This is a genomic window from Streptomyces sp. NPDC054975, from assembly GCF_053609105.1.
Genome location: NZ_JBSGWV010000034.1, coordinates 1 through 24,010, shown reverse-complemented (window position 1 = coordinate 24,010; position 24,010 = coordinate 1). Strand labels below are relative to the sequence as shown.

Genomic DNA, 24,010 nt, shown 5'->3' with positions numbered 1-24,010 from the left:
GGCTTGTCAGTACGGTCTGATAGGTATGGGGCTGTGAGCAGCGAGAACGAGACGCCCGAGGGTGCGGCCGGTGAGCCGCACGAGCAGCTCGCGCTCATTCGGGAGACCGTGCGGAAGGCCCAGGTGCCCAGGGCCAAGCCGCGGACGTGGCGGGGGGCCGCGCTGGCCAAGGAGCTGCCCGTGGCGCGGGTCGTGGTCAACAAGGGCGTGCTGCACCTGGACCAGTTCTTCGACTACGCCGTGCCCGAGGAGCTGGACGCCGTCGCGCAGCCGGGGGTGCGGGTGCGCGTGCGGTTCGGGGCGGGGGCGCACCAGGTGAGGGACGGGCGGCGCGAGGGCGGACGGCTGATCGACGGGTTCCTCGTCGAGCGGCGCGCCGAGTCGGACTACAAGGGCGCCCTGGCCGCGCTCGCGGACGTCGTCTCGCCCGAGCCCGTGCTCAGCGCGGAGCTCCTCGGGCTCGCGCGGGCGGTGGCCGACCGGTACGCGGGAAGCCTCGCGGACGTTCTGCAGCTGGCGATCCCGCCGCGTAACGCGCGCGCCGAGGGCAAGGCCTCCCCGGACCCGCTGCCGCCGCCCGCCGCGCCCGAGCCGGGCACCTGGACGCGGTACGAACGCGGGCCGGGGTTCCTGGCCGCCCTGGCCCGCGGTGCGGCCCCACGAGCGGTCTGGAACGCCCTGCCGGGCCCCCACTGGGCCGAGGAGCTGGCCCGCGCGGTGGGCGCCACGCTCGCCTCCGGGCGGGGCGCGCTGGTCGTCGTACCCGACGGTCGTGCGGCGTCGCGGGTCGACGCGGCGCTCACGGCGCTCCTGGGACCCGGGCGGCACGCCCTGCTCACCGCCGAGGCCGGGCCGGAGAAGCGGTACGCCCAGTGGCTCGCGGTACGGCGGGGCTCGGTGCGCGCGGTCGTCGGCACCCGGGCCGCGATGTTCGCGCCGGTCCGGGACCTCGGGCTCGTCGCCATCTGGGACGACGGCGACGGCAGCCACAGCGAGCTGCACGCCCCGCAGCCCCACGCGCGCGACGTCCTGCTGCTGCGCGCCGCCCACGACCGCTGCGCCTTCCTGCTCGGCTCGACCAGCTGCACGGTCGAGGCCGCGCAGCTCGTGGAGTCAGGCTGGGCCGCGCCGCTGGCCGCCGGACGCGACCAGGTACGGCTCGCCGCGCCGCTCGTACGGACCGTGGGGGACGGCGAGCTGGCCCGCGACGAGGCCGCCCGGGCCGCACGGCTGCCCTCGCTGGCATGGCAGGCCGTCCGGGAGGGCCTGAAGACCGGCCCGGTGCTCGTGCAGGTGCCGCGCCGGGGTTACGTGCCGAGGCTGGCGTGCGAGCGCTGCCGGACACCTGCCCGTTGCCGGCACTGCGCGGGCCCGCTGGAGGCGCCCGAGCAGCAGGAGCTGCGGTGCGGCTGGTGCGGGCGGGGCGCGCCGGACTGGTCGTGCGTGGAATGCGGCTCGGTCCGGCTGCGGGCCCAGATCGTGGGCGCACGGCGGACGGCGGAGGAGCTGGGCCGGGCGTTCCCGGCGGTGCCGGTACGGACGTCGGGCCGGGACCACGTCCTGGACACCGTGCCCGGGCGGCCCGCGCTCGTCGTGTCCACCCCTGGCGCCGAACCGGTCGCCGAGGGCGGGTACGCCGCGGCGCTGCTCCTCGACGGCTGGGCCATGCTCGGCCGCCCCGACCTGCGCGCGGGCGAGGAGGCGCTCCGGCGGTGGATCGACGCGGCGTCGCTGGTGCGGGGGCAGGGGGAGGGCGGCACCGTCGTGGTCGTCGCCGAGCCGACGTTGCGGCCGGTGCAGGCGCTGGTGCGATGGGATCCGGTCGGCCACGCCCAGCGGGAGCTGTCGGAGCGGGCGGAACTCGGCTTTCCTCCGGTGTCCCGCATGGCCGCGGTCTCGGGACCGCCGGCCGCGGTCGAGTCGTTCATCGGCGCCGCCGAACTGCCGGGCGACGCGGAGGTGTTGGGCCCGGTGCCGCTCCCGGTCGTCCGCCCCGGCGGACCGCGCCGACCGGGCGACGCGCCGCCGGGGGAGCAGTGGGAACGGGCCCTGATCCGGGTGCCTCCGGGCAACGGCGCGGCGCTGGCCGCCGCCCTCAAGAAGGCCCAGGCGGCCCGTCTGTCCCGGGGCAACGACGCGCCGGTCCGCATCCGAGTGGACCCCCCGGACATCGGCTGACCCACGCGCCGCGGCCCAGGCTCCCGGTGCCCGCGGTCACCCCGGGTGCGGCGCCGTCGTGGGTGGTGCCCACCCGCTCCGCCACGCGGAACGCCTGCCCACAACCCGGGGGCGGCGCGGCCCGCAAGGGCGGTGTCAGCCGTTGCGGGGGCCTGGGAAGGCCGGGGGGCGGGGGTCCTCGTGGAGGGACTGGCTCGCGTGGGCCGGCTGCGGCGGCATCGGGCGGGCCGGGGGGACCACTGGGAGGGTGCGGGTCGTGCTCGGCTCCGGTGCGCGCTCCTGCTCCACCACGACACCCGGCTGCGGCGACCGGCGCGCGCCGTAGCGGCGGTGGACGGCCTGCTTCGTGACCCCGAGCGCCGAGCCCACCGCGTCCCACGAGAACCCGAGCGAGCGGTCGAAGTCGACCGCCGCCGTCACCAGGGTCTCGACACTGTCCCGCAGCTCCTGGGCGAGCCGGACGGTCGGGGCGGGTGCCCGTCCGTAGACGACGAAACCCGTCGACGGGCCGGAGCGGCGCGGGCGGTAGACGTTGCCCAACTGGGCCGTGAGCGTGCGCAGTGCGTCGACCTGCCGCCGGACCCGCTCGATGTCCCGCACCAACAGATGCAGGCTTGCCCGGGCTTGGGCGTCGTGGGTTGCGTGGTCGGCCATGTGAAAGCCTCTCGAACCGGCGTGGAAAAGGGGTCGGGCCACGACGAGGGCGGGCCCGTTTCGGTCAATCTGTCTTGACCAACGCGCCACCCGTCGATTGGGTCACGCTGCGGGGGCGTACACGCATATGCGCGGGGCGCTCGCCGTCACGTACGCCCCCTCGCGCCTCGGCCCCTAGACTGGTGCGCTGCCCTCCTCCACGCTCTCGGCACCGCTCGAGCAGGGAGGTACCCACCGCCCCGAGACGCGAGGTTTTTCCGAGTGAAGCTGGTCTTCGCAGGCACCCCCGAGGTCGCCGTGCCCGCCCTGGACGCCCTGCTCGCCTCCGGCCGGCACGAGGTGGCCGCCGTCGTCACCCGCCCCGACGCCCCCGCGGGCCGTGGCCGGCGCCTGGTGGCCAGCCCCGTCGCCGAGCGGGCGGAGGAGGCCGGGATCGAGATCCTCAAGCCGGCGAGGCCGCGCGACGAGGCGTTCCTCGCGCGGCTGCGCGAGATCGCCCCGGACTGCTGCCCGGTCGTGGCCTACGGCGCTCTGCTCCCCAAGGCCGCCCTCGACATCCCCACCCACGGCTGGGTCAACCTGCACTTCTCGCTGCTGCCCGCGTGGCGTGGCGCCGCGCCGGTGCAGCACGCCGTGATGGCGGGCGACGAGGTCACGGGCGCGTCGACGTTCCAGATCGAGGAGGGGCTCGACTCCGGCCCGGTCTACGGCGTGATCACGGAGGACGTCCGCCCCACCGACACCAGCGGCGACCTGCTCACCCGGCTCGCCTTCGCGGGCGCCGGGCTGCTCGCCGCGACCATGGACGGCATCGAGGACGGCACGCTCAAGGCCGTACCGCAGCCGCCCGAGGGCATCACGCTCGCCCCCAAGATCCAGGTCGAGGACGCGCAGGTGGACTGGAAGGCCCCGGCGCTCCGCGTGGACCGCGTCGTCCGCGGCTGCACGCCCGCCCCCGGTGCCTGGACCGTCTTCCGCGGCGAGCGCCTCAAGCTGATCCAGACGGCGCTGGTCCCCGACCGCACGGACCTCGCACCGGGCGAGCTCGCGGCGGGCAAGAACAACGTGTACGTCGGCACCGGCTCGCACGCCGTCGAACTCCTCTGGGTCCAGCCCCAGGGCAAGAAGCCGATGAAGGCCGCCGACTGGGCCCGCGGCGTCCGCATCGCCCCCGGCGAGCGGGTGGGCGCGTAGCGGCGCGGGGCGCGACGTCGTCACGGGGCGTTTTCCGCGGGCCTGAGCGGCGGACGTAGACACCTCACCTTGCTAAGCCGTCAAGTCGCGCACCGCTGGCCTGTTAGCGTGACCTGCCTATTCGAACGGGTGGCGTGGAACGATGGTCGATGTTGTGCGGGTGATGGAGGCGCTGGCCGAGCAGGGCGTCACGGTGCTCTTCAAGGCGGATGCGGAACGCATGCGTGATGGAGTCAGGCCGTGGACCTTCGTCGCGAACGGGGCGCCCTTCCATGAGGAACTGCTCGTGCGCGCTGATGCGGCCTCGGTGGAGGCCTGCCTGAAGGTCTGTCTGCCTCAGCTGCGTGACCGCGGGCTAGTCATCCCTGAGTGAGGGGCGGCTCCGTCGACCGATCTATGCAGCAGCAGCTTCTGTCGCTTCGGGTGAAGCCGGAAAAGCCAGACTCTCGTCGAAGCGTCGACGGTGCTGGAGGCAGTGGTAGAGCTGTCCGATCATGCGGTTGAAGAGGTTGCGCTGGGCGGCGGCGTGCCAGTCGCCTTGTTCGCGTCGGCGTCGGTAGTGGGCATTGGCGCCGGTGGATGCCCGGAGTGAGGCGAAGGCCCAGAGGTAGCCGGCGTGGTTGAGCCGGTCGTTCTTCACCCAGCGTCTGGTGATGGCGGACTTCTTGCCCGAGGCGCGGGTGATGGGTGAGGAGCCGGCGTAGGCCTTCAGGCCGCGGGCGTCGGCGAATCGGGTGCGGTCGTCGCCGATCTCGGCCAGCACGCGGGCAGCGAGCTGCATACCGAGCCCGGGGAAGCTCAGCAGGATCTCGGCGTCCGGGTGCTGCGGGAAGGCCTCTTCCACTGCTTCGGCGAGCTCGTCGGCGGCGGTGCAGGCGGCATCCAGCTGGATGAGGAGAGCGAGCATCTGCTTGCCGAGCGCGTCCTCGACCAGTGGCGGCTGGTGGGCCCACTCCGCGCGGAGCACCTCGCGGAGGCGGTCGGCCTCGGCTTCGATGCCGCGCTTGCGGCCGGCTCGCTTGAGTGCGGCCTGGATCTGGGTGCGGGTCAGGCGTGCCGCCCGGGTTGGGGTCGGGGCGGTCTTGAGGAGTTCGCGGGCCTCGGGACGACACAGGCCGTTGGTCCAGGTGGCGAAGGCAGCCAGGGCGGCAGGGTAGTACTCGCGTAGCAGGGACCGGAGCTGGTTGGCGAGCTGCTGACGGTTCCACAAAGAGTCCTGCTGGGCCCGGGCCAGGACGGCGATCGCGCGGCCTAGGTCGGAGTCGTCAGGGAGAGGCCGGTGGGCGTGCATGTCGGTGCGGAGAATGTTGGCCAGGACCAGGGCATCGCCGGGGTCGGACTTCTTGCGGGAGACGCTGTGCCGGTCGCGGTAGCGGGCGGCGGCCATCGGGTTGATCGCGAACACCTTGCGCTTGCCGGTCCGCAGGACCGCCACCAGCAGGCCGCGGGAGGTTTCGATCGCGACCGGGATCGGGTTCTCGGCGGTGTCGCCGTACTCGGCGAGCAGTTCCAGCAGGATCTTGTAGCCGGCTGCGTCGTCCGTGATGTGCCGCTTGGCCAGCAGCTGGCCGGTGTCGTCGACCAGGGCGACGTCGTGGGTTCGTTCCGCCCAGTCGATTCCGCAGTAGATCAAGATTCCCCTCCCCAGGGTCGGCGTTTGCGCTGGTTACGAGCGCATGCGGGCCACGCAGCGACCTAATCCCAGGCCTCGACCGCATCGCGGTCGGGCCGCCACCTCACTAGCCGTTCGTGGCACCAGCGCACCCCACGGGCCTCGGTCTATGCGGGAGCTCGGGGGCTCGGGCGGATCGAGAGGTCACCGTGCGATGGGCTCGCACCACCAACCCCAACGCGTGATCAAGTCGATAGGTGTTGACACACGACGGTGCTGGACGCCGCCGATCTCTTAATAGGCATCGCTGCCTGGTGAGTCATAGGCGTGCTTCCAGCACCGACGGGCGCCAACACCGCTCGTGGTGGCGGCCACGGAGACGCCGAACGTCACCGCTCTAAGCAGAGGCGTCGAGCCGCCTGGCAACGTCTAGGCGTCTGTTCGGCGCCTACAGGACCGCCACCACTCGGAGCACCGAGTCCAGCGCGTCGATCTACGTCGAGACATCAGATGCCAGGCTGAGAGAAGACGTCGCGGGCTCGGTGCTCGAACAAGGTCCTGAGCGCTGTCGCGGCCCAGGGCCTGTGTTCAGTAGGGATTAGGCTGAGAGGGTTCGACCTCGTCATTTCTCACGCGGAGCACCTTTTGAGCGAGCAGGCACGTCGCCGTCCCCCCAAGCCGTACCGGCGTCCCAAGAAGGATCCCGTGCGGATCCTGGCCTTCGAGGCGCTGCGGGCGGTGGACGAGCGGGACGCGTACGCGAACCTGGTGCTGCCGCCGCTGTTGAAGAAGGCCCGGGAGAGCGGTGACTTCGACGGGCGGGACGCGGCGCTCGCGACCGAGCTGGTCTACGGGACGCTGCGGCGGCAGGGGACGTACGACGCCATCGTGTCGGCGTGCATCGACCGGCCGCTGCGCGAGGTCGACCCGCCCGTCCTCGACGTGCTGTCGCTCGGCGCGCACCAGCTGCTCGGCACACGCATCCCGACGCACGCGGCCGTCTCGGCCAGTGTGGAGCTGGCGCGCGTGGTGCTCGGCGACGGCCGGGCCAAGTTCGTGAACGCCGTGCTGCGGAAGATCTCGCAGCAGGACCTCGACAGCTGGGTGGAGCAGGTCGCCCCGCCCTACGAGGACGACGCCGAGGACCACCTCGCGGTCGTCCACTCCCACCCCCGCTGGGTCGTCTCGGCGCTCTGGGACGCCCTCGGCGGCGGCCGGGCCGGCATCGAGGACCTCCTGGAGGCCGACAACGAGCGGCCCGAGGTCACGCTCGTGGCCCGGCCGGGGCGGGCCACCACCGACGAGCTGACCGGCGAGGACACGCTGCCCGGCCGCTGGTCGCCGTACGCGGTACGGATGGCCGAGGGCGGCGAGCCCGGCGCCATCGAGGCCGTGAAGGAAGGACGGGCCGGCGTCCAGGACGAGGGCAGCCAGCTGGTCGCCATCGCCCTCGCCAACGCGCCCCTGGAGGGCCGCGACGAGCGCTGGCTCGACGGCTGCGCAGGACCCGGCGGCAAGGCCGCCCTCCTCGGCGCCCTGGCCGCCGAACGCGGCGCCGCCCTGCTCGCCTCCGAGAAGCAGCCCCACCGCGCCCGGCTCGTCGAGCGCGCGCTGGCCGGCAACCCCGGCCCGTACCAGGTCATCGCCGCCGACGGCACCCGCCCGCCGTGGCGGCCCGGCTCCTTCGACCGGGTCCTCATGGACGTGCCCTGCTCCGGCCTCGGCGCCCTGCGCCGCCGCCCCGAGGCCCGCTGGCGCCGCCGCCCGGAGGACCTCGACGGCTTCGCCCCCCTCCAGCGCGGTCTGCTGCGCGAGGCGCTGTCGGCGGTCCGCGTCGGCGGCATCGTCGGGTACGCGACCTGCTCGCCGCACCTGGCCGAGACCCGGATCGTCGTCGAGGACGTCCTCAAGGGGCGCGGCGGCCCGGCCGTCGAGGCGGAGTGGATCGACGTCCGCCCGCTGATGCCCGGCGTCCCCGCGCTCGGCGACGGCCCGGACGTCCAGCTCTGGCCGCACCTGCACGGCACGGACGCGATGTACCTGGCGCTGCTTCGCCGTACCGCCTGAGGGGCGAAGGGTCGGAAAGGCCGGTTACGTCTGGCCTTTCCGGCCCGGATTCGGGTCCGAAACCCCACGGATCCGGGTCCGAAACCGCCTCGCGGCAAAGAAGTGCCCAAGAGCATGGCAGGCTTGGCACATGGCGCAGATCAACCCCAGCATCCTGTCCGCAGACTTCGCCCGCCTCGCCGAGGAGGCGAAGGCCGTCGACGGAGCCGACTGGCTGCACGTCGATGTCATGGACAACCACTTCGTCCCCAACCTGACCCTCGGCGTGCCGATCGTCGAGTCGCTCGCCCGGGCCACGGACACCCCGCTGGACTGCCACCTCATGATCGAGGACCCCGACCGCTGGGCCCCGCAGTACGTGGAGGCCGGCGCCGGGTCCGTCACCTTCCACGTCGAGGCGGCCGCCGCCCCCGTGCGGCTCGCACGCGAGATCCGGGCGAAGGGCGCGCGGGCCTCGATGGCACTGAAGCCGGCCACGCCCATCGAGCCGTACGAGGACCTGCTCCCCGAGCTCGACATGCTGCTGATCATGACCGTCGAGCCCGGCTTCGGCGGGCAGGCCTTCCTCGACATCATGCTGCCCAAGATCCGCCGTACCCGTGAGCTGATCTCCAAGCACGGCCTGGAGCTGTGGCTCCAGGTCGACGGTGGCGTGGCGGAGTCGACCATCGAGCGGTGCGCCGAGGCCGGCGCGGACGTCTTCGTCGCCGGCTCGGCGGTCTACGGCGCCCAGGACCCGGCCGAGGCCGTCCGCTCCCTCCGCGCCAAGGCGGACGCCGCGACCGCCACGGCGGCGTGGGCGTGTGGCCACTGAGCCTCCGGCAGATGAACGGGGTCCGTCGGAGCGCGGACAGGACCGATCGGGACCCGCCGGATCTGACAGGATGAACGGCGAGTCCAGAGTGTGAACGAAGCAGCACGGCAGCAGTACACAGCGGCACGGCAGCAGTACGAAGCACCACGGCAGCAGCACGACAGCAGTACGAAGCAACACGACCAGCACCACGACGCGGCACGTGAGCAGCGGTACGTGAAACAGAGCTAAGGAGATCGCGGTGGCGGGAATCTCGGCGGGACGGTCAGCCCTGCGGATGGGACCCGCGGAGCTGGTGCAGGCGGCGGCCATGGCGCGTCGCTTCTACCTCGAGGGCAAGTCCAAGATCCAGATCGCCGAGGAGTTCGGCGTGAGCCGCTTCAAGGTGGCCCGGGTCCTGGAGACCGCGCTCGAACGCGACCTCGTACGGATCGAGATCCGCGTCCCGGCCGAACTGGACGCCGAGCGCTCGGACGCGCTCCGCGCCCGCTACGGGCTCCGCCACGCCGTCGTCGTCGAGTCCCCGGCGGAGGGCGAGGACGAGTCGCCGGACCCGGAGAACCTGGGCGAGGTCGCCGCCGACCTGCTCGGCGAACTGGTCAACGAGGGCGACGTCCTCGGCCTGGCCTGGGGCCGCTCGACCATCCACATGGCCGCCGCCCTCGACCGGCTGCCCCCGTGCACGGTCGTCCAGCTCACCGGCGTGTACGACGCCGGGACCGCCGAGCGCGGCTCCGTCGAGGCCGTCCGGCGGGCCGCCCAGGTCTCCGGCGGCGAGGCGCACCCCATCTACGCGCCGATGCTGCTGCCCGACCCCGCCACGGCGGCCGCGCTGCGCAACCAGACGGGCATCGCGCGGGCCTTCGAGTACTTCGACAAGGTCACCGTCGCCTGTGTCTCCATCGGCTCCTGGGAGCCGGGCATCTCGACCGTGCACGACATGCTCACCGACGAGGAGCGCGCCCACTACGCCTCCCTCGGCGTCGCCGCCGAGATGTCCGCGCACCTCTTCGACTCCGAAGGGCGGCGGGTCGGCCGCGACCTGGGCGAGCGCTGCATCACCGTCGAGGCGGACCGGCTGCGCCGGATCCCCGAGGTCGTCGCGATCGCGGGCGGCCAGCGCAAGGCGGCGGCGATCGGGGCGGTCCTCCGCTCCGGGCTCGTCACCAGCCTCGTGACCGACCGGGCCGCGGCCGACTACCTCCTCACCGAGTCCGCCCCTGGCCCGCGCCCCGCCCTGGAGCGGAAGGACCCGGACGGCGTCTGACGGGTCGGACCGGCGCGCGGGCAGCCCCGACCCGGACGGCCTCCGACGGGCCGGACCGGCGCGCGGGGCCGGCGGCCCCGGCATAGCGTCGGAGCATGTCGTTCCGCCCCCTGCGCGCCCTCCTCGCGCTGTTCCTGTGCGTCGGTGTCCTCGCCGGCGCACTCGTCGGCTGTTCCACCGCCGAGAGCGGCAGCGGCCCCGCCCCCACCGGATCCTCCGGCCTGGAGACCGTCCGCGTCGCCGACCTGCCGGACGAGGCGCGGGCGACCCTCCGGCTCATCGAGCGCGGCGGGCCCTTCCCGTACGAGAAGGACGGCGCGACCTTCTCCAACTTCGAGCGGATCCTGCCCCGGCACGAGCGCGGCTACTACCGCGAGTACACCGTCCGCACCCCCGGCGAACCAGACCGGGGTGCCCGGCGTCTCGTCACCGGGAGGGGCGGCGAGGTCTACTACACGGACGACCACTACGAGACCTTCCGGGAGGTCCTGCCCGATGAAGCTCGCTGAGGCGCTGCGCGACCCCGTCGTCCTCGATCTGCGCGGGGTCGTGGACAAGGCCGCCTTCATGGACCGCTGCGCCACCGCCCTCGCGCTTCCGCGCTGGTTCGGGCGGAACTGGGACGCCCTCGCCGACTGCCTGACCGATCTGCCCCGACCGGTGGCCCTCGTCGTCACCGGCTGGCAGGCTTATGCCACGGCCCGGCCGAGCGACTGGGAGACCGCCCAGGACGTCTTCGCCACGGCCGCCGAGACCAGCACCACGGGCCTCACCGTCCTGCTCGCCCTGGGGACCCCCAAGGGGGCCTCCTTCGGAGGATCGGACGAAGAGGGTCCGGCAAGCCTCGGATGAATCGCCCGGGTCGGGATGGTGTACCGGCGTGGGACAATGAACTACGTGCTTTTTCCCCTGGCTGAAATGCCTAGGGGCCGATCCGAACGACTGGGATGTCAGCACGTGCGTTTCCTCAATGACGTCAAGCCGCCCTACGACCTGACGTACGACGATGTCTTCATGGTGCCGAGCCGCTCGGCCGTGGGTTCCCGCCAGGCCGTGGACCTCACCTCGCCGGACGGGACCGGTACGACGATCCCGCTCGTCGTCGCCAACATGACCGCGATCGCCGGCCGCCGCATGGCCGAGACCGTCGCCCGCCGCGGCGGACTCGTCGTCATTCCCCAGGACATCCCGATCGAGGTCGTCACCGACGTCATCGGGTGGGTCAAGAGCCGCCACCACGTCCTGGACACCCCCATCGTCCTGGAGCCCCACCAGACCGTCGCCGACGCGCTCTCGCTGCTGCCCAAGCGCGCGCACGACGCCGGTGTCGTCGTGGACGGGGACCGCCGTCCCGTCGGTGTCGTCACCGACGCGGACCTGTCCGGCGTGGACCGCTTCACGCAGCTGTCCGAGGTCATGTCGAAGGACCTGCTCCTCCTCGACGCCGACATCGAGCCCGGCGACGCGTTCAACACGCTCGACCACGCCAACCGCCGCTACGCCCCGGCCGTGGACAAGGACGGCCGTCTCGTCGGCATCCTGACCCGCAAGGGCGCCCTGCGCGCGACCCTGTACACCCCGGCCACCGACGCCGACGGCAAGCTGCGCATCGCCGCCGCCGTCGGCATCAACGGCGACTTCGTGGGCAAGGCCAAGCAGCTCCTCGACGCGGGCGTCGACACGCTCGTGATCGACACGGCCCACGGCCACCAGGAGTCGATGATCGCCGCGATCAAGGCCGTCCGCGCCCTCGACCCGCAGGTCCCCATCGTCGCCGGCAACATCGTCGCCGCCGAGGGCGTCAAGGACCTCATCGAGGCCGGCGCCGACATCATCAAGGTCGGTGTGGGCCCCGGCGCCATGTGCACCACGCGCATGATGACCGGTGTCGGCCGCCCGCAGTTCTCCGCCGTCCTGGAGTGCGCCGCCGAGGCGAAGAAGTACGGCAAGCACGTCTGGGCCGACGGCGGTGTCCGTCACCCCCGTGACGTCGCCATGGCGCTCGCCGCCGGTGCGTCCAACGTGATGATCGGCTCGTGGTTCGCCGGCACGTACGAGTCCCCGGGCGACCTCCAGCACACCGCCGACGGCCGTCCGTACAAGGAGTCGTTCGGCATGGCCTCCGCGCGTGCCGTGCAGAACCGCACCAGCGAGGAGTCCGCGTACGACCGGGCCCGCAAGGGTCTCTTCGAGGAGGGCATCTCCACCTCCCGCATGTTCCTCGACCCGGCCCGCCCGGGCGTCGAGGACCTGATCGACTCGATCATCGCCGGTGTCCGCTCCTCCTGCACCTACGCGGGCGCGGCCTCGCTGGCCGAGTTCGAGGAGAAGGCCGTGGTCGGCATCCAGAGCGCCGCCGGTTACGCCGAGGGCAAGCCGCTGCACGCCAGCTGGAACTAGTACCGGGCCCCGGCACGGTACGCCGTACGAAGGCCCCCGGGGGCCCCGGCTCGTGGGGGCCTTCGGCGTACTCCTGCGCGTACGTCCTCCCCCCTCACACGTACTCACCACGTAGGTCCTCACCCGCGTACGTACGGAGCCAGCGTCTCCACGACCGCCGCCGCCATCCGGGCGTGGCCGCGGTCGTTGGGGTGCAGGCCGTCCGCCAGGTCCTCCGGGTCGAGCAGGGGGCGCCCGGAGAGCACCAGGAGCCGCTCGTCGCCCTCCGCCGCCAGGTCCCGGCCCGCGGCCTCCATGGCCGTGCGCAGCTCCGCCAGCGTGGCACCCAGGGCGTTCGGGGTGGTCTCCGCCTCGGGTCGCAGCACGGGGGAGAGGATCAGCAGCGGAGCGTCCGGGTGGCCCCGGCGCACCAGACCCACGTAGGCCCGTACCGTCTCGTAGAGCCACCCGGCGGAACTGGGCGCTCTGGACCAGCAGTTGGTGCCGAAGGCGAGGGTGACCAGCTCGCCCGGGAGGCTCGCGAGCTGCTCGGCCAGGGGCAGCTCGCCGCGCGCCCCGCCCGCGAAGCCGAGATTGACCGTGTCCAGTCCGAGCGCCCGCCCCGCCGTGGCCGGCCAGGAGTGCGCGGGCCGGGTCGACCACCAGCCCTCGGTGATCGAGTCCCCGTGCACCAGCCAGCGCGGCCGCCTCGGGGCGGGGGAGACGGCGCCGTCGCACCCCCGCAGGCCCAGGACCACCGGCGCCTGGCTCTCCGGCAGGTGGACCGCGAACGTCCCCCCGCCAGGAGGCAGGTCGAGCGTGATCGTCGCCTCCTCCGCGGGAGCCGTGAAGCTCTCGCCCACGCACCGCCCGTCCTGCCAGAGCGCGAAGCAGTGCCGCAGGGCCCGCATCGCGTCCCCGCTGCCGGGAACGGCCGCGCGATAGCGCAGCTCGACCGCGCGCGTGCCGGGAGCGGCCGTGAACTCCACCCGTACCCCGATCGGCAGCGCCGCCCGCTCGGCGGTGTCCCAGGGCAGCCGGGCCAGGTCGTCGGGGTCGGCGCGGACCGCCCGGCCGCCGTCGAGCCAGGCCGTGCCGCGCAGGAAGGGTGTGGGTTCCAGCCAGCCCACCGAAGCCTCCGATCGAGGGGACGCAGGGGGCTCGCAGAGTCGTTCATCGTGCACGAGGAGTCAATGCGCACGCGGGGGCACCTTCACACCCCGTTCGGGCCCCCATGTGCCGATTCATGCGGTGGGGCGCAATGTTTCCCCGTCTGCGCCCCGAGAGCGCAATGATCATATGCGAGTGCGCAACAACCCTGCATTACGAGCGCGAAGCATCGGGGCTTAGGCTCATGCCTCGTACCAGGAGTGGCGGCGACCGCCTGCTCGGCGGTTCCCCTTCCCTCGCGGGCCTCTTCCCCCATGCCCGCGTACCGCCGTGGTCGTCGCATTTCGACAGGCAGCGATCAAGGAGCCTCCGCAGTGCTGGATCAAGGCACGGCCTCACCGGCCGTCGAGCCGTCCGTCCCCAAGACCTCCGGGCTCTCCGCCCTGACCCGGCGCAAGCCGGTAGAACGCCTGGTCGCCGAGGGTGGCCAGGGTGAGGGCGGCTCGCTCCGCCGCTCGCTGTCGATGTGGCAGCTCACGATGATCAGCATCGGCGCCACGCTCGGCACCGGCATTTTCGTGGTCCTCGGCGACGCCGTTCCGAAGGCCGGCCCCGCTGTCACGATCGCCTTCGTCATCGCCGGTCTCACGGCCCTCTTCTCGGCCCTCTCGTACGCCGAGCTGGCGGGCTCCATACCGGTCGCCGGTTCCTCCTACTCGTATGCGTACGCAACGATGGGTGAACTCGTCGCGTGGGTCTGCGGCTGGTGTCTGGTCCTGGAGTACGGCGTCTCGGTCGCCGCCGTGGCCGTCGGCTGGGGCGAGTACCTCAACGAGCTGCTCGACGGCACGATCGGCGTCACCATCCCCGACGTACTCTCCTCGGCCCCCGGCGAGGGCGGGATCATCAACCTGCCGGGTCTGATCGTCGTCCTGCTCGCGATGATCTTCCTGCTCGGCGGCGCCCGCGAGTCCGCGCTCGTCAACACCGTCATGGTGTTCGTGAAGATCGCCGCGCTGGTGCTGTTCTGCGCCATCGGCTTCATGGGCTTCAAGTCCGGCAACTACGCCGACTTCATGCCGCTCGGCATGGCCGGCGTCAGCGCCGCCGGCGCGAGCCTCTTCTTCTCGTACATCGGCTTCGACGCCGCCTCCACCGCCGGTGAGGAGGCGAAGGACCCGAAGCGCGACCTGCCCCGCGCGATCATGCTGTCGCTCCTCATCGTCACGGTCCTCTACGTCCTCGTCGCCGCCGTCGCCGTCGGCGCGTGGAACTGGAAGGACTTCGAGGGCTCCGAGGCCTCGCTCGCCGCGATCATGAACGACGTCAGCGGCCAGGCCTTCTGGGGCACCCTGCTCGCGGCCGGCGCCGTCATCTCGATCGCCTCCGTCGTCCTGACCGTCCTCTACGGCCAGACCCGCGTGCTCTTCGCGATGTCCCGCGACGGCCTCGTGCCGAAGGTCTTCGCCAAGGTCAGCGGCAAGACCGGCACCCCGCGCGTGAACACCGTCATCGTCTCGGTGTTCTGCGGCGCCCTCGCCTCCGTCATCCCGCTGGGCAAGCTCGTCGACGCCACAAGCATCGGCACCCTGTTCGCCTTCGCCCTGGTCAACGTCGCGGTGATCGTCCTGCGCCGCACCCGTCCGACCCTGGACCGCACCTTCCGCGTGCCGCTCGGCTGGACCTTCCCGATCCTCGGCTTCGCGTTCTGCGTCTACAACATGTTCAGCCTGGACGCGGTCACCTGGGTGGTCTTCGGTTGCTGGATGGCCGCGGGCCTCGTGTTCTACTTCCTGTACGGCATGCGCCGCTCCCGCCTGGCCGCCGAGCCCCTCGTGGCCACCGACGCAGAGAAGTGATCCACCCGTAGTGCGACTCAACGACCTCGACGAACGCATCGTCCACGCCCTCGCGGAGGACGCCCGCCGCTCGTACGCCGACATCGGCTCGCTCGTCGGCCTGTCCGCGCCCGCCGTCAAGCGGCGCGTGGACCGGCTGCGGGCCGAGGGCGCCATCACCGGATTCACCGTACGGGTGGACCCGGCGGCGCTCGGCTGGGAGACCGAGGGGTTCGTCGAGATCTACTGTCGCCACAACACCTCGCCCAACGACATCCGGCGAGGTCTGGAGCGGTACCCCGAGGTGGTGTCCGCGTCGACCGTCACCGGCGACGCGGACGCCGTCGTACAGGTCTTCGCCTCCGACATGCGCCACTTCGAGCGCGTCCTGGAGCGCATCGCGGGCGAGCCGTTCGTGGAGCGCACCAAGTCCGTCCTGGTGCTCTCGCCGCTGCTGCGGCGCTTCTCCTCCGGCTCGCCCGCGTAGCCTGCTGAGCCCTTGAGGGCCGGGCGGTCCGGGCGGCGCGGGCCGTGGTTCCCGCACCGCCCCTCGCCCGCCCACCCCCGTGGGGCGGTCTACTGGGTGGGGTACTCCAGCTGCCAGGGCAGCACCTTGAAGTCGCCCGTGCCGGCCTTCGTCCTCTCGAAGGGCGCCGGGCTGTGGCACGGAGGCACGTCGGCCTCCGGGCTCTGGGTCAGCCAGCTGTAGCCCAGCCGGTCGTGCCTGCCGAGGTCGTGCACGGAGACGCCGATGCGCCGGCCCTCGAATGCCTTGGTGTCGGTCTCGATCACCCGGCCCGTCACCGTGGCCACCTTGCCGCCCGTGGCCAGGCAGTCGACCTTCACCACGGCGTAGCCGCCCTTGCCCGCCTTGTAGTGGCTGAACCGGAACGTGCCGGTCGCCGCCTGCGGATCCTTGTTGTCCTTCGCCGCCAGGTGAGCGTCGAAGGAGAACGTGATGTCGTCAGGGGCCACCCGGTAGATCTTCGCGGTCCCGGTCAGCGCCGCCGCCTCGCGGCTGCCGCCCGCACCGTCCCCCGAGGCGACCGCGGAGCCCGTGGCCCCGCCCGTGACCAGCAGTGCGGCGGCCAGTGCGGCGATCTTCGTACGGTGGTTCATGGCGGTCCTTTCGGCAGGTCAAGCGGACGACCACCACTCTTCCGTCCGGGCCGCCGCAGGACGTCGGGCCAGGGGACGGTCCCGATCTCCGCCGCGCGGCGGGGGAGCCGTACGACCCGCGTCGGAGGCCCGTGCAACGAATCGCCGTCGCGGCCATGGATCGCGCAACGGTTCGACGGTCGGTCCGCAACGGTCTCGCCTTGTCCCGGCCGAGTGCGAAACCGTACCGTTTTTGACGTCTTCCCCCTGTACTCCGATCCCCCGAGGATGGCCCATGCCCGCGCTGCGCACCGCCCTGCTCCAGAGCTCCGGCGAGCTCGGCGACGTGGCCGCCAACCTCAAGATCCTCGACGAGGCAGCCGCCCGCGCGGCCGCCGCCGGCGCCGGGGTGCTGCTCGCCCCCGAGCTCTTCCTCACCGGGTACGCGATCGGCGCCGACATGGCGCGCCTGGCCGAACCGGCCGACGGCCCCTCCGCCCGCGCCGTCGCGGCCCTCGCCGCCCGTCACGGCCTCGCCATCGGCTACGGCTACCCGGAGCGGGACACCGAGCAGCACGGCGTCCTGTACAACGCCGCCCAGCTCATCGGCGCCGACGGCGAGACCCTCGCGCGCTACCGGAAGACCCACCTCTTCGGCGACTTCGAGCGCCACTGGTTCACGCCCGGCGAGGACGCCGTCGTCCAGGCCCAGCTCGGCGGCCTCACGGTCGGCCTGATGATCTGCTACGACGTCGAGTTCCCCGAGAACGTACGGGCGCAGGCCCTGGCAGGTACGGACCTCCTCCTCGTACCGACCGCGCTCATGCACCCCGCCGAGGTCGTCCCCGAGTCCGTCGTCCCCGTGCGCGCCTTCGAGAACCAGATCTACATCGCGTACGCCAACCGGACCGGCCCCGAGGGCGACTTCGAGTTCGTCGGCCTGTCCGTGCTCGCCGCGCCCGACGGCACCGCCCGGGCCCGCGCCGGCCGCGGCGAGGACCTCGTCCTCGGCGACGTGGACCCCGCCCTGCTCGCGGCCTCCCGCAAGGACAACCCCTACCTCCGCGACCGGCGCCCCGGCCTCTACGGCTCCCTCGTCTGAGCCGCCCGCCTCCTCCCGAACCTCCCCGCTTTTTCCCCGCAAGGAGTCCGTACCCCATGACGTCCACGGTGCCCACGACCGCCGTCCCGCACAGCGACGGCCAGCCGCCGATCACCATGTTCGGTCCGGACTTCCCGTACGCCTACGACGACTTCCTGGCCCACCCGGCCGGGCTCGGTCAGATACCCGCGACCGAGCACGGCACCGAGGTCGCCGTCATCGGCGGCGGGCTCTCGGGCATCATCGCCGCGTACGAGCTGATGAAGATGGGCCTCAAGCCCGTCGTCTACGAGGCCGACCAGATCGGCGGCCGGCTGCGCACCGTCGGCTTCGAGGGCACCGGCACCGACGGTCTGACGGCCGAGATGGGCGCCATGCGCTTCCCGCCGTCCTCCACGGCGCTCCAGCACTACATCGACCTCGTCGGCCTGACGACCTCGCCGTTCCCGAACCCGCTCGCCGAGTCCACCCCCTCGACGGTCGTCGACCTCAAGGGCGAGTCGCACTACGCGCAGACCGTGGACGACCTGCCGCAGGTCTACCGCGACGTGATGAACGCGTGGAACGCCTGCCTGGACGAGGGCGCCGACTTCTCCGACATGAACCAGGCCATGCGCGAGCGGGACGTCCCGCGCATCCGCGAGATCTGGTCGAAGCTCGTCGAGAAGCTCGACAACCAGACCTTCTACGGCTTCCTCTGCGACTCCGAGGCGTTCAAGTCCTTCCGGCACCGCGAGATCTTCGGCCAGGTCGGCTTCGGCACCGGCGGCTGGGACACCGACTTCCCCAACTCCATCCTGGAGATCCTCCGGGTCGTCTACACCGAGGCCGACGACCACCACCGTGGCATCGTGGGCGGCTCGCAGCAGCTGCCGCTGCGCCTGTGGGAGCGCGAGCCGGAGAAGATCGTCCACTGGGCGCAGGGCACCTCCCTGAAGTCCCTGCACGAGGGCGACCCGAAGCCGGCCGTCACCCGGCTGAACCGCACCGCCGGCAACCGGATCACCGTCACGGACGCCTCCGGTGACATCCGTACGTACCAGGCGGCGATCTTCACCGCCCAGTCCTGGATGCTGCTGTCCAAGATCGCCTGCGACGACTCGCTCTTCCCGATCGACCACTGGACGGCGATCGAGCGCACGCACTACATGGAGAGCTCGAAGCTGTTCGTCCCCGTCGACCGGCCGTTCTGGCTGGACAAGGACGAGGAGACCGGCCGGGACGTCATGTCGATGACCCTGACCGACCGGATGACGCGTGGCACGTACCTCCTGGACGACGGCCCGGACAAGCCGGCCGTCATCTGCCTCTCGTACACCTGGTGCGACGACAGCCTCAAGTGGCTGCCGCTGTCCGCGAACGAGCGGATGGAGGTCATGCTGAAGTCGCTCGGCGAGATCTACCCGAAGGTCGACATCCGGAAGCACATCATCGGCAACCCGGTGACCGTCTCCTGGGAGAACGAGCCCTACTTCATGGGCGCCTTCAAGGCGAACCTGCCGGGCCACTACCGCTACCAGCGCCGCCTGTTCACGCACTTCATGCAGGACCGGCTGCCGGAGGACAAGCGGGGCATCTTCCTCGCGGGTGACGACATCTCCTGGACGGCCGGCTGGGCCGAGGGCGCCGTGCAGACCGCGCTCAACGCGGTGTGGGGCGTGATGCACCACTTCGGCGGCTCCACCGACGCCACCAACCCGGGCCCGGGCGACGTCTACGACGAGATCGCCCCGGTCGAGCTGCCGGAGGACTGACCGGCTCCGCCATGCGGTCGATCGCGCGGCTCAGCCGCGCGGTCGGCCGTACCCTCGCTCGCGCCGTCAGGCGGGCGGGGCGAGCGGGGTGAGCAGCATCCGCCCCACCAGGCCGACCGACCGGTCGAGGCGTTCCGTGAACTCCGCGGCCAGGTCGGGCAGTTCGCGCAGCTGCCAGAGCGAGCGGGCGGCGAGCCAGGCCCCGTCGCGGGCCCGGTCCAGGCTCCAGCAGCCCAGCAGATGCGTCAGCGGGTCCGTGATCTCCAGCAGATCCGGGCCCGGCATCACTTCCTCGCGGATGCGCTCTTCGAGCAGGACGAGGATGTCGCCGACCCGGTCGAACTCGTCCTCGAGGTCACCGGGCGCGCACTCCAGGGCCCGGCAGGTGTCGACCACCGCGAGGGCCAGGTCGTGCCCGATGTGCGCGTTGATCCCGGCCAGCGCGAACTGCAACGGCCGTACGCCGGGATGACGCCGGTAGTGGAAGAGCGGCCGCCAGCAGGCCGGGGCCGGGCCGCCGGTGGCGACGGCGTCGACGACCGCGAGATAGCGCTCCGCGAAGCGGACGCCGAGGGTCACGGCGGCCTGCCGGTCGCCGAAGGTGCCGGCCTCGATGGCGTGGCCGATCTCCTCCGTGACCGTCAGGTAGACGCGGTTGAAGACGGCGACACCGTCGGCCGGATGCCAGGCCGAGCGGATGGTACGCATCCGCTCGACCACCGGGTCGACGGCGGTGAACTGCCCGATCTGCGTGGTCTGCCCCATGGGAGGCAGCGTTCCAGCAGCCGGGCCCGGGAGGGAACTCCCTCGGCCCGGCTTCCCCAGAACGGGCGAATGTGCCTACGACCGGGTGGTGGGCTCGTCGTCCTTGGTGTCCGCCCCCGCCAGGTCGTCGCCGGTGCCGCTCTCGTACGAGCTGGTACCGGAGTCGAGCAGCGGCTCCTGCTGCTTCATGTGCGCCGGCGCGAAGGCCCGCAGCACGTGGTAGCCGGTGATCACGACGAGCGTGCCGAGCGCGATGCCGCCCAGCTCGAAGGTGTCGGTGAAGGTGAGCTTCACCCCGCCGACACCGATGATGATGCCCGCCGCGGCCGGCACCAGGTTGAGCGGGTTACGGAGGTCCACCTTGGCGTTGATCCAGATCTGGGCGCCGAGCAGGCCGATCATGCCGTAGAGGATCACGGTGATGCCGCCGAGCACACCGCCCGGGATCGCGGCCACGACCGCGCCGAACTTGGGGCAGAGGCCGAAGAGCAGCGCGAAGCCGGCCGCGGCCCAGTAGGCGGCGGTGGAGTAGACGCGGGTGGCCGCCATGACGCCGATGTTCTCGGAGTACGTGGTGTTCGGCGGGCCGCCCACGGCGGTGGAGAGCATCGAGGCGGCGCCGTCGGCCGCGATGGCGGTGCCGAGCTTGTCGTCGAGCGGGTCGCCGGTCATCTCGCCGACGGCCTTGACGTGACCGGCGTTCTCCGCGATCAGGGCGATGACGACGGGCAGCGCGACGAGGATCGCCGACCACTCGAAGCTGGGGCCGTGGAAGGACGGCAGGCCGATCCAGTCGGCCTGCGAGACGCCGGAGAGGTCGAGCCGCCAGTGGTCGGTGACCTGACCGCTCGGGGACATCGAGTGGATCTTGCCGAAGACCAGGTCGAAGACCCAGGAGATGCCGTAGCCGAAGATCAGGCCGAGGAAGATGGCGATCCGCGACCAGAAGCCGCGCAGACAGACCACGGCAAGGCCGGTGAAGAGCATGACGAGGAGCGCGGTCCACTGGTCCTGCGGCCAGTAGGTGGCGGCGGTGACCGGCGCGAGGTTGAAGCCGATCAGCATCACGACCGCGCCCGTGACGATCGGGGGCATGGCCGCGTGGATGATCCGCGCGCCGAACTTCCGTACCGCCAGACCCGCCAGGAAGAGCGCCGCGCCGACGACCAGGACCGCGCCGGTGACGGTCGCACTGGTGCCGCCGGAGGCCCGGATGGCCGCGGCGACACCGACGAAGGAGAGCGAGCAGCCCAGGTAGCTCGGGACCGTGCCGCGCGTCGCGAGCAGGAAGATCACCGTCGCGACACCGGACATCATGATGGCGAGGTTCGGGTCGAGCCCCATGAGGACGGGCGCGACGAAGGACGCGCCGAACATCGCGACGACGTGCTGGGCGCCGAGGCCGGCCGTACGGGGCCAGGAGAGCCGCTCGTCCGGTCGGACGACGGCTCCTGGAGCGGGTGTTCGTCCGTCGCCGTGCAGGGTCCAGCGCACGCCGAGGTTCATGTGGTCGCTCCAGTTCTCCGGTGACGGCGGCCGGTTCGCCGCGCGAGACTCAGCCGAAAAAGATCAGACACATGGTAAGGCGCCGCTGGTCACCGGGGCCCCGACGTGTGGTCGGCGGGACCCGCCGCGGAGGGCTTACAGGCTCTTGCCCGAACTCTTCACCGGGCTGTCGCTCGTCGCCGCGGCGGTCGTCGCGCGTGACCCCGGGCGGAGCACCCCGGCGCCGAGCACCAGGCCGAAGGCGAGCAGCGTGACCAGGCCGAAGGAGAACGTCAGCGAGGTCGCGTCGGCGATACCGCCGATGGCCGAGGGGGCGATGAGGCCCGAGGTGTACGTGATGGTGGCGACGCCCGCGATGGCCTGGCTGGGGTTCGGGCCGCTCCTTCCGGCCGCCGCGAAGGCCAGCGGGACGACGACGGCGACCCCGAGGCCGATGAGTCCGAAACCGGCCATCGCCACGGCGGCGTGCGGGGCGAGGACCACGAGCAGGCCGCCGGCGGTCGCGGCGACGCCGCCGACCCGTACCGTCCGCACCGCGCCGAACCGGTCCACCACCCGGTCGCCGACCAGCCGCGCGATGGCCATGGTCAGCGCGAAGGCAGTGGTGGAGGCCGCCGCGACACCGGCCGAGGAGCCGAGCTCGTCCCGCAGGTAGACCGCCGACCAGTCCAGGCTGGCGCCCTCGGCGAACACCCCGCAGAAGCCGATCGCGCCGATGATCAGCGCGGACTTCGGCGGGAGCGAGAAGCGCGGCGGCGCCTCTTCGTCGGGGGCGCTCTGCAGGTCGAGGACGCCCTGGCAGAAGACCAGGCCGAGCGCGGTCAGGGCGAGGGCCGCGAACAGGTGGTGGAGCCGGGCGTCCCCGCCGAAGTGGGCGGCGACGGTGCCGGCGGCCGAGCCGATGAGCGCGCCGACGCTCCACATGCCGTGCAGGCTCGACATGATCGACTTGCCGAGGCGGCTCTCGGTCTCGACGCCGAGGGCGTTCATCGCGACGTCGGACATGCCCGCTGTGGCGCCGAAGACGAGGAGCGCCGCGCAGAGCCCGTAGATGTTCGGGGCGAGGGACGGCAGGGTGAGGGAGAGCGTCCACAGCACGAGCAGTCCGCGCAGCGCCGTACGGGCCCCGAAGCGGTGGCTGATCGCGCCGGCCAGCGGCATCGCGAGCGAGGCGCCGATCGCGGGGAACGCGAGGGCGAGGCCGAGCTGGCCCGCGCTGACGCCCGTGTGGTCCTGGATCCAGGGGATACGGGTGGCGAAGCTGCCGGTGACCGCTCCGTGGACGCAGAAGACGGCGGCGACGGCGAACCGCGCCCGTCGCAGTCGCTCGGTGGTGAAGACGGTCTCGCCCGCCATGTGCCCTCCTTCGGTCGGTGGGCGGTAAACTATCAGGAACCCTGCCTGATAAATAGTGGGGCGGCGGAAACCGTCGGCACGCGTCTGAGAGGATCCCGCCATGGCCGCATCCCCGAGCACCGCCCGGGCCATCAACGACCGGCTCGCCCTGCGACTGCTCCAGGACGAGGGGCCGTTGACGGCGACTCAGCTGAAGACGCTTACCGGACTCTCCCGCCCCACCGTCGCCGACCTCGTCGAACGGCTCCAGAGCTCCGGACTCGTCCGCGTCGTGGGGGAGTCCGGCGCGGAGCGGCGCGGCCCCAACGCCAAGCTGTACGGGATCGTCGCCGACCGCGCCCACCTCGCCGCCCTCGACGTCCGCACCGACTCCGTGGCGCTCACCGTCGCCGACCTGCTCGGCACCACGCTCGCCGAGGCCTCGGCCCCGATCGGCGGGGAGGACGGAACAGGACCCGCCGTCGAGAAGGCCGTCTCTCTCCTGGAGCGGACCGCGAAGTCGGCCGGGGTCGAGAATCTGCACAGCGTCGCCGTCGGCGCGCCCGGACTGATCGACCCGGCCACGGGGGAGCTGCGGGACACCACCGGGCTCCCCGAATGGCACCGGCGGCTGATCGCCACGCTCCAGGAACGCCTGCCCGCGACCGTGCTGGTCGAGAACGAGACCAACCTCGCGGCCGTCGCGGAACAGCGGGTCGGCGCCGCCCGCGACCGCGACACGTTCGTGCTGCTCTGGCTCGGTCAGGGCGTGGGCGCGGCCGTCGTCCTCGACGGCCGGCTGCGCCGAGGAGCCTCCGGCGGGGCGGGCGAACTCGGCTTCCTGCCGGTGCCCGGCACCTCCGGACTGCCCTCGGCCACCGGCTGCGAGGGCGGCTTCCACGAGCTGGCCTGCGCGGCGGCGGTGGAGGCCCTCGCCAGGGAGCACGGCCTCGACCCGGCCGCCGCGCTCGGCTCCGGGCACGGACCCTTCCTGGACACCCTGGCCCGCCGCCTCGCGGTCGGCGCGGCGGCCGTCGCCTCGGTCCTCGACCCGGGCTGTCTGGTCCTCGGCGGCGAGACGGGCCACCTCGGCGGCCCGACGCTCGCCGCGCGCGTGGAGACCGAACTCGCCGCGCTCTCCCCCCTGCGTACGGAGGTCCGCGCCACCGCCCTCGGCGACACGGCCGTACTGCGCGGCGCCCTGCTGGCCGCCCGCGACGCGGCCCAGGACGCCCTCTTCCCCTAGGGCCTCTCGTTTGGATCAGGCCGGGCTCGCGGAGTCTGGCACCGCGCCTCGCCGCGTTGTCGTCGGTTGCCATGGCTCCGCCATGGCGCCC

At 72.4% G+C, this 24,010-nt stretch carries 21 protein-coding genes; 14 read left to right on the top strand and 7 right to left on the bottom strand.

Annotation, left to right across the window (positions count from 1 at the left end; all coding sequences use genetic code 11):
• The first annotated feature begins 33 nt into the window (after positions 1-33).
• The gene (locus ACWF79_RS25205) at positions 34-2,178 is read left to right on the top strand and encodes a primosomal protein N' (protein ID WP_453730408.1); all 2,145 of its coding nucleotides are present in this window, start codon (positions 34-36) and stop codon (positions 2,176-2,178) included.
• A 135-nt stretch (positions 2,179-2,313) separates the two neighbouring features.
• Here ACWF79_RS25205 and ACWF79_RS25200 read toward each other — a convergent pair whose 3' ends face one another.
• A complete protein-coding gene (locus tag ACWF79_RS25200; protein WP_453730407.1) occupies positions 2,314-2,832 on the bottom strand; it encodes a hypothetical protein in 519 nt (172 codons plus the stop codon).
• A 261-nt stretch (positions 2,833-3,093) separates the two neighbouring features.
• Between ACWF79_RS25200 and fmt the strand changes: the two genes are divergently transcribed.
• Both fmt and ACWF79_RS25190 read left to right on the top strand, forming a co-directional pair.
• Positions 3,094-4,026, top strand: coding sequence for a methionyl-tRNA formyltransferase (fmt, locus tag ACWF79_RS25195; RefSeq protein WP_453730406.1), 933 nt, complete (start codon positions 3,094-3,096; stop codon positions 4,024-4,026).
• Between the two features lie 142 nt (positions 4,027-4,168).
• Positions 4,169-4,399 carry a hypothetical protein gene (locus ACWF79_RS25190; RefSeq protein ID WP_453730405.1) on the top strand — a complete coding sequence of 77 codons (231 nt, stop codon included), beginning with the start codon at positions 4,169-4,171 and terminating at the stop codon, positions 4,397-4,399.
• A gap of 21 nt (positions 4,400-4,420) precedes the next feature.
• On the opposite strand, the gene ACWF79_RS25185 is transcribed toward ACWF79_RS25190, so the two are convergent.
• Positions 4,421-5,659 carry an IS110 family transposase gene (locus ACWF79_RS25185; protein WP_453730404.1) on the bottom strand — a complete coding sequence of 413 codons (1,239 nt, stop codon included), beginning with the start codon at positions 5,657-5,659 and terminating at the stop codon, positions 4,421-4,423.
• 624 nt (positions 5,660-6,283) lie between these two features.
• Between ACWF79_RS25185 and ACWF79_RS25180 the strand changes: the two genes are divergently transcribed.
• The 6 genes from ACWF79_RS25180 to ACWF79_RS25155 all read left to right on the top strand — a co-directional run bounded on the left by ACWF79_RS25180 (position 6,284) and on the right by ACWF79_RS25155 (position 12,186).
• Positions 6,284-7,705: an RsmB/NOP family class I SAM-dependent RNA methyltransferase gene (locus ACWF79_RS25180; protein WP_453730403.1), complete on the top strand. Its 1,422-nt coding sequence runs from the start codon at positions 6,284-6,286 to the stop codon at positions 7,703-7,705.
• A gap of 130 nt (positions 7,706-7,835) precedes the next feature.
• Entirely contained in the window at positions 7,836-8,519 is a 684-nt protein-coding gene (rpe, locus tag ACWF79_RS25175) for a ribulose-phosphate 3-epimerase (protein ID WP_361968619.1), read from the top strand.
• Between the two features lie 241 nt (positions 8,520-8,760).
• Positions 8,761-9,786, top strand: a complete 1,026-nt coding sequence (locus tag ACWF79_RS25170; protein ID WP_453730402.1) for a sugar-binding transcriptional regulator — start codon at positions 8,761-8,763, stop codon at positions 9,784-9,786.
• 95 nt (positions 9,787-9,881) lie between these two features.
• On the top strand, positions 9,882-10,295 hold the full coding sequence (locus tag ACWF79_RS25165; protein ID WP_453730401.1) for a ribonuclease domain-containing protein: 414 nt from the start codon (positions 9,882-9,884) through the stop codon (positions 10,293-10,295).
• Positions 10,282-10,638, top strand: a complete 357-nt coding sequence (locus ACWF79_RS25160; RefSeq protein WP_453730400.1) for a barstar family protein — start codon at positions 10,282-10,284, stop codon at positions 10,636-10,638. The genes ACWF79_RS25165 and ACWF79_RS25160 overlap by 14 nt, the downstream gene beginning before the upstream one ends.
• A 105-nt stretch (positions 10,639-10,743) precedes the next feature.
• Positions 10,744-12,186, top strand: coding sequence for a GuaB1 family IMP dehydrogenase-related protein (locus tag ACWF79_RS25155; RefSeq protein ID WP_453730399.1), 1,443 nt, complete (start codon positions 10,744-10,746; stop codon positions 12,184-12,186).
• A 119-nt stretch (positions 12,187-12,305) separates the two neighbouring features.
• On the opposite strand, the gene ACWF79_RS25150 is transcribed toward ACWF79_RS25155, so the two are convergent.
• Positions 12,306-13,295 carry a GDSL-type esterase/lipase family protein gene (locus ACWF79_RS25150; protein WP_453730398.1) on the bottom strand — a complete coding sequence of 330 codons (990 nt, stop codon included), beginning with the start codon at positions 13,293-13,295 and terminating at the stop codon, positions 12,306-12,308.
• Between the two features lie 354 nt (positions 13,296-13,649).
• On the opposite strand from ACWF79_RS25150, the gene ACWF79_RS25145 reads away from it, so the two are divergent.
• Entirely contained in the window at positions 13,650-15,134 is a 1,485-nt protein-coding gene (locus tag ACWF79_RS25145) for an amino acid permease (RefSeq protein ID WP_453730397.1), read from the top strand.
• 10 nt (positions 15,135-15,144) lie between these two features.
• Positions 15,145-15,600 carry an Lrp/AsnC family transcriptional regulator gene (locus ACWF79_RS25140; RefSeq protein ID WP_030204433.1) on the top strand — a complete coding sequence of 152 codons (456 nt, stop codon included), beginning with the start codon at positions 15,145-15,147 and terminating at the stop codon, positions 15,598-15,600.
• 89 nt (positions 15,601-15,689) lie between these two features.
• Here ACWF79_RS25140 and ACWF79_RS25135 read toward each other — a convergent pair whose 3' ends face one another.
• Positions 15,690-16,232, bottom strand: a complete 543-nt coding sequence (locus ACWF79_RS25135) for a Repetin (protein WP_453730396.1) — start codon at positions 16,230-16,232, stop codon at positions 15,690-15,692.
• Between the two features lie 274 nt (positions 16,233-16,506).
• Between ACWF79_RS25135 and ACWF79_RS25130 the strand changes: the two genes are divergently transcribed.
• Together ACWF79_RS25130 and ACWF79_RS25125 are read left to right on the top strand one after the other, a co-directional pair.
• A complete protein-coding gene (locus tag ACWF79_RS25130; RefSeq protein ID WP_453730395.1) occupies positions 16,507-17,313 on the top strand; it encodes a carbon-nitrogen hydrolase family protein in 807 nt (268 codons plus the stop codon).
• 56 nt (positions 17,314-17,369) lie between these two features.
• Positions 17,370-19,067 carry a flavin monoamine oxidase family protein gene (locus ACWF79_RS25125; protein WP_453730394.1) on the top strand — a complete coding sequence of 566 codons (1,698 nt, stop codon included), beginning with the start codon at positions 17,370-17,372 and terminating at the stop codon, positions 19,065-19,067.
• Between the two features lie 66 nt (positions 19,068-19,133).
• On the opposite strand, the gene ACWF79_RS25120 is transcribed toward ACWF79_RS25125, so the two are convergent.
• The 3 genes from ACWF79_RS25120 to ACWF79_RS25110 form a co-directional block, all read right to left on the bottom strand.
• On the bottom strand, positions 19,134-19,832 hold the full coding sequence (locus tag ACWF79_RS25120) for a DUF5995 family protein (RefSeq protein ID WP_453730393.1): 699 nt from the start codon (positions 19,830-19,832) through the stop codon (positions 19,134-19,136).
• Positions 19,833-19,907: 75 nt separating this feature from the next.
• Entirely contained in the window at positions 19,908-21,338 is a 1,431-nt protein-coding gene (locus tag ACWF79_RS25115; RefSeq protein WP_453730392.1) for a uracil-xanthine permease family protein, read from the bottom strand.
• Positions 21,339-21,473: 135 nt separating this feature from the next.
• On the bottom strand, positions 21,474-22,694 hold the full coding sequence (locus ACWF79_RS25110; protein WP_453730391.1) for an MFS transporter: 1,221 nt from the start codon (positions 22,692-22,694) through the stop codon (positions 21,474-21,476).
• Between the two features lie 100 nt (positions 22,695-22,794).
• Here ACWF79_RS25110 and ACWF79_RS25105 point away from each other — a divergent pair, with 100 nt between their 5' ends.
• Complete coding sequence (locus ACWF79_RS25105) at positions 22,795-23,919, top strand: ROK family transcriptional regulator (RefSeq protein ID WP_453730390.1); 1,125 nt, start codon at positions 22,795-22,797, stop codon at positions 23,917-23,919.
• Positions 23,920-24,010 lie beyond the last annotated feature (91 nt).